This window comes from Methylobacterium sp. A52T, assembly GCF_053346095.1.
Genome location: NZ_JBKFBI010000239.1, coordinates 1 through 4,709, shown reverse-complemented (window position 1 = coordinate 4,709; position 4,709 = coordinate 1). Strand labels below are relative to the sequence as shown.

Here is a 4,709-nt window from a genome sequence, read left to right as displayed (position 1 = left end):
GGCGGGCCGGGACGCTCCTGCGGCGGCCGCTCGGGGCGCGGGCCGCCGTGCGGGGGCTCGCCGCCGCGGGGGCCGCGCTCGTCCGGTCCGCCCTGCGCCACTTGGATCCGGCCCGGCGCGGCGTCGGCGAGCTGCACGAGCGTCAGGCCCGGCAGCACCGTGCCGGTGAGGAGGATCAGGCGGAGCAGGCGCATCGCGGTCTCGTGTCGGTTCAGGCCGAGCCGAACACCGGACATCGCGTATGGTTCCGCGCCCGTCGGCGCGGAACCGGCCTCAGGGGGTGAGGCGCTGGGGCACCGCGATGACGTCGGGCGCGATGATGCGCACGGCAACGTGATCCGGCTTGGCCTCCGCGGCCTTCGTGCCGTCGGCCGCGGCAGGTTGGTCCTTCGCCGCCTCGTCGCGGCCGGGTCCCGCGCCGCCCTTCGTATCGACGCCCGCGCGGCCTGCGGCATCGGCGGCGAGCTCCGCCGCGGTCCGGTCGGCCCGGCCGACGAGGGTCAGGCGCACCTTCGGCCGGGACAGGGCCTCCGCCTGCATCGGCGTGACGAAGATGTCGCCCTTGTGCCGGACCAGCATGCTCTCGGCCTTCACCAGAGACTGCGCCCAGGACTTGCCCTCCGGCTTGCAGGAGCAGTTCGGCACGAATTCCTTGCGGAATTTGAAGGCGTTGGCGAGGTTCGTGTAGGCTCGGCTGCCCTTCACCGTGGCGGCGTGCTTCAGGGCGTCGTCGCCGTACGGCATGGAATAGGCCTGCGCCTCGGTCCCCGGGCAGAGCGCCTGACACATCTCGTCGGCGCCGCCGCGGCCCTCTGGCAGGTTCTTCATCGGGAAGTAGCCGCCGTCGCAGGTGCGCACGCAGACCATCTGCGGGCCGCCCCGGCCGTAGGCCTCACCGGAGCCGGCATAGGCCTCGCGCGGCGGGCAGGTGGAGGCGACCAGCCCCTGGAGCTCGCGCTTCCGGGCGCCGCTGTCGTCGATCACGGCGCCGCCGTAGGTGGCCTTGAGCGCGCGGATGCGCTGCTCCACCGCGCCGCACTGGGGCGGCCGCGTGTCGAAGAACAGGAACTTGCCGCCCTCACAGTTCAGGCCGCGGAAATAGGCTTCGAGCCGACCGATCTCGTCGTTGAGCGCGCGCGTCGTGCTGGCGCCGCTCTGGAGCGAGGCCAGCTCCGCCCGGTAGCGCCGGCACTGCGGCGACGGCAACTGCGGCGCCGGCCGCGCCTCGGCGGGCGCCGGGGCGGGCGCGGCCTCCTGCGCGCCGGCAGAGGTCGCGAGCGGAGAGGACAGTCCGAGGGCTATGGCCGCGCTCAGGACGAGGCGGCCGAGCGTACGGACGATCGGGCGGTGAGGCATAGGCTGCATCGCGTTGATCGGGTGCGCGGCGATCCGGAGTATCCGGAGCCCGCGCGCATCCGCGCTTCGGGACGGAAGCGGGACCATTCTACGCCCCCTCGCAAGACCGCGACACCCCTCCTACATCCGGCCCGCAAGCGTGAGGGGGAATTGACCGGCGATGTTGTTTCGGAGTCTCACCTATGTTGGGCTTCTCGCACTGGGCCTGGCGGCGGCCGGTCCGGCCGCGGCGCAGGAGCCGGACCGGATCTTCGACAAGTCGACGGTCTGGCGGCCGCTGACGCCCAACGACAAGCTCGTGGTCTACGGCGTCGACGATCCGGCGGTCTCGGGCGTGTCGTGCTGGTACACCCAGCCCGAGAAGGGCGGGATCAAGGGCACGCTGGGCCTGGCCGAGGATGTCTCGGACATCTCGCTGGCCTGCCGGCAGACCGGGCCGATCGCCTTCAAGGGCAAGCTCAGCCAGGGCGAGGTGGTGTTCAGCGAGCGCCGGTCGCTGATCTTCAAGTCGATGCAGATCGTTCGCGGCTGCGACGCGAAGCGCAACACGCTGATCTACATGGTCTACTCGGACAAGGTCATTCAGGGCTCGCCGAAGAACTCGACCTCGGCGGTGCCGCTGGCGCCCTGGGGCACCGAACCGGCGCAGAAATGCGCCGACTTCATGAAGTGAGCGGCGCCCGGTGACGTGAGCCTTCCGCGCGGCGGCCCGGCGACGGGCCGTCCGCGGCCGGCTCAGTCCTGGCAGGTGATCCGGATCGGGCGCTCGGACGGCGCCGGGACCGGCTGGCTGATCGCGCCGGTATACTCGTCGGCGGCGGCGACGCCGTAGGAGTTCGCCGCGGCGTAGCCCTGGGCCTCGCACCACGCGTTGGCGACCACCTGGCCGCAGGCGCTGCCCGGCGTCGTCAGGCACTCGCCGACGCCGTAGCCGTCGCTCGACGGGATCAGGAAGGTCTTCTCGACGCGGGCCGGCGCCTTCGCGGGCGTCTCGCCGTCGGTGCCGGCCAGCGCGGCGTGGGTCAGGCCCGCGCAGGCGAGAACGGTGGCGAGAGCGAGGGAACCAACGGCCGAGCGTCGCATGGATTGTCCTTGGGCACAGGATCTGTGGCGTGAGGATCGTGGCCCGGACGGTCCGACGGCGCGGTTAAGGAAGCCTTACCCGCATGGCGCGCAAGCCATCTCGAATTCCTCACGCTTTTGGGTTAGCCCCATCGCGCGGGCCGCGCCGTCGCCGCGATGCAACAGGGTGCCGTGCCGGGGCTGGCCGATCCGCCACGTTTCGGCCGCTCTTCGCCGCGCGGGGCCCTCAGGTCGTTGAAGGCAGGGCCGGATTTCCGGCCACGGCTCCGGGCCGGACGTCATCCCCGGCGCCGGAGAAGGGATGGGTTTCATGGCGCCGATGTTGCGGCTCTACAACACGCTCACCGGCGCCAAGGAGGCGTTCGCGCCGATCGACCCGCAGCATGTCCGCGTCTACGCCTGCGGCCCGACGGTCTACGACGCCGCCCATATCGGCAACGCCCGGCCGATCATCGTCTTCGACCTGCTGTTCCGCCTGCTGCGCCACCTCTACGGGCCGGAGCACGTCACCTACGCCCGCAACGTCACGGACGTGGACGACAAGATCAACGCCCGGGCGGCCGAGCGCGGCATCACCATCCGCGAACTCACCGACGGGACTCTGGCGCAGTTCCACTGCGACGTGCGCGACCTCGGCGTGCTCATGCCGGAGGACGTGAACGTGCCGGGCGCGCGAGCCCGCTTCGTCGAGCCCCGCGCCACCGACCACATCGCCGAGATGGTGACGATGATCGAGGCCCTGGTCCGGGCCGGCCACGCCTACGTGGCGGAGGACCACGTGCTGTTCGACGTCCCCTCGATGCCGGATTACGGCGGCCTGTCGAAGCGGCCCCTCGACGAGATGGAGGCGGGGGCCCGGGTCGAGGTCGCACCCTACAAGCGCTCGCCCCTCGACTTCGTCCTGTGGAAGCCCGCCAAGCTCGGCGAGCCGTCCTGGCCGTCGCCGGCCGGCATCGCCGCCGCCGGCCGCCCGGGCTGGCACATCGAGTGCTCGGCCATGTCGGCCAAGCATCTCGGCCGGACCTTCGACATCCACGCGGGCGGCATCGATCTGATCTTCCCGCACCACGAGAACGAGGTGGCGCAGTCCCGCTGCTGCTTCGGCACGCCGGTGATGGCCAACGTCTGGCTGCACAACGGCTTCCTCCAGGTGGAGGGGGAGAAGATGTCGAAGTCGCTCGGCAACTTCATCACCGTCCGCGACGTGCTCAAGGACTGGCCGGGCGAGGTCGTGCGCCTCACCATGCTCAAGACCCAGTACCGGCAGCCGATCGACTGGACCCTGCGCGGCCTGGAGGAATCGGCCCGCGTGCTCGACCGCTGGTACAACGCCGCCGGCGACGCCCCCGCCGCGCCCGACATCCCCGCCGGGGTCGTCGAGGCGCTCTGCGACGACCTCAACACGCCGGCGGCGATCAACGAGCTGCACCGGCTCGGCAGCGGTGCGGAGGCGCAGCCCGGGGCGCTGCGCGCCGGCGCGAACCTGCTGGGCTTCCTCGCGCGCACCCGCAGCGACCGCGAGCAGGATCAGGTCGCGGCGTCCGGGGTCGACGTCGCGGCGGTCGAGGCGCTGATCGCCGAGCGCCGCGCGGCGCGGGCCGCCAAGGACTGGGCCGCCTCGGACCGGGCGCGCGACGCCCTCGCGGCGATGGGCGTCGCCGTGAAGGACAACAAGGACGGCACCACGACCTGGACGGTGGCGCGCTGATTGCTGAGCCGGCCGCCGATGACACGGACGTGACGGCGGCCGCGTCCTCGCGCCCGCTTGCGCGACGCCGCGCGGGCGGCATCTGTGGTCCGGGGGCTCGCGGCGGAGATGAGCAGCACGTGATCAGCTTCGGGACCAGCTTCGGGACGACCTTCCGGACCACCACCGGGGCGCGGCGCGCCGCCGCCGCGTCGGCGCTCACCCTCGGTCTGGGCCTGTCGGGCCCGGCCGCCGCGATCGACGGCGGCTCGGCCGCCGGCCGGGATGCCCTGGCGCAGGCCACCGTGGCGATCGGCACGATCACCCAGCCCGAGGAGGCGCTGAAGCTGACCCGCTGCACCGGCGTGCTCATCGCGCCGGATCTCGTGCTCACCGCGGCCCATTGCGTGAACGGCGATCCGCTCGGCGCGCTGGTGGTGTTCTTCCGCGGCAGCGAGCCGGCGCGGCCGGTCTACGGGGCGCGGGTCGCCGCCCGCTACAGTCCCGATCCGGGGGAGATGCTGCCGAACGAGGCGTCGGGCGTCAGCCTCTCCGACCTCTCCCTCGACCTCGCGGTCCTGCG

Annotated in this window: 6 protein-coding genes; 3 read left to right on the top strand and 3 right to left on the bottom strand. The window is 72.5% G+C overall.

The annotated features are described in order from the left end of the window. Together ACLBYE_RS29675 and ACLBYE_RS29670 are read right to left on the bottom strand one after the other, a co-directional pair. Positions 1-236: hypothetical protein (locus ACLBYE_RS29675; RefSeq protein WP_447696904.1), on the bottom strand; the 236-nt coding region annotated here is incomplete at its 3' end. Between the two features lie 37 nt (positions 237-273). Beyond that, positions 274-1,356 carry a DUF2865 domain-containing protein gene (locus tag ACLBYE_RS29670; RefSeq protein ID WP_447696903.1) on the bottom strand — a complete coding sequence of 361 codons (1,083 nt, stop codon included), beginning with the start codon at positions 1,354-1,356 and terminating at the stop codon, positions 274-276. A 160-nt stretch (positions 1,357-1,516) separates the two neighbouring features. Between ACLBYE_RS29670 and ACLBYE_RS29665 the strand changes: the two genes are divergently transcribed. Further along, positions 1,517-2,029 (top strand): CreA family protein, encoded by a 513-nt coding sequence (locus ACLBYE_RS29665; protein ID WP_020092910.1) that lies wholly within the window; start codon positions 1,517-1,519, stop codon positions 2,027-2,029. Positions 2,030-2,091: 62 nt separating this feature from the next. Here ACLBYE_RS29665 and ACLBYE_RS29660 read toward each other — a convergent pair whose 3' ends face one another. Then, complete coding sequence (locus tag ACLBYE_RS29660) at positions 2,092-2,439, bottom strand: hypothetical protein (protein ID WP_042672904.1); 348 nt, start codon at positions 2,437-2,439, stop codon at positions 2,092-2,094. A 310-nt stretch (positions 2,440-2,749) separates the two neighbouring features. On the opposite strand from ACLBYE_RS29660, the gene cysS reads away from it, so the two are divergent. Together cysS and ACLBYE_RS29650 are read left to right on the top strand one after the other, a co-directional pair. Next, complete coding sequence (cysS, locus tag ACLBYE_RS29655) at positions 2,750-4,147, top strand: cysteine--tRNA ligase (protein ID WP_447696902.1); 1,398 nt, start codon at positions 2,750-2,752, stop codon at positions 4,145-4,147. 119 nt (positions 4,148-4,266) lie between these two features. Next, positions 4,267-4,709: trypsin-like serine protease (locus tag ACLBYE_RS29650; protein WP_447696901.1), on the top strand; the 443-nt coding region annotated here is incomplete at its 3' end.

Coding starts and splice junctions, on each gene's coding strand:
- ACLBYE_RS29665 (WP_020092910.1), top strand. CDS start 1,517: ATGTTGTTTCGGAGTCTCACCTATGTTGGGCTTCTCGCACTGGGCCTG.
- ACLBYE_RS29670 (WP_447696903.1), bottom strand. CDS start 1,356: ATGCCTCACCGCCCGATCGTCCGTACGCTCGGCCGCCTCGTCCTGAGC.
- cysS (WP_447696902.1), top strand. CDS start 2,750: ATGGCGCCGATGTTGCGGCTCTACAACACGCTCACCGGCGCCAAGGAG.
- ACLBYE_RS29660 (WP_042672904.1), bottom strand. CDS start 2,439: ATGCGACGCTCGGCCGTTGGTTCCCTCGCTCTCGCCACCGTTCTCGCC.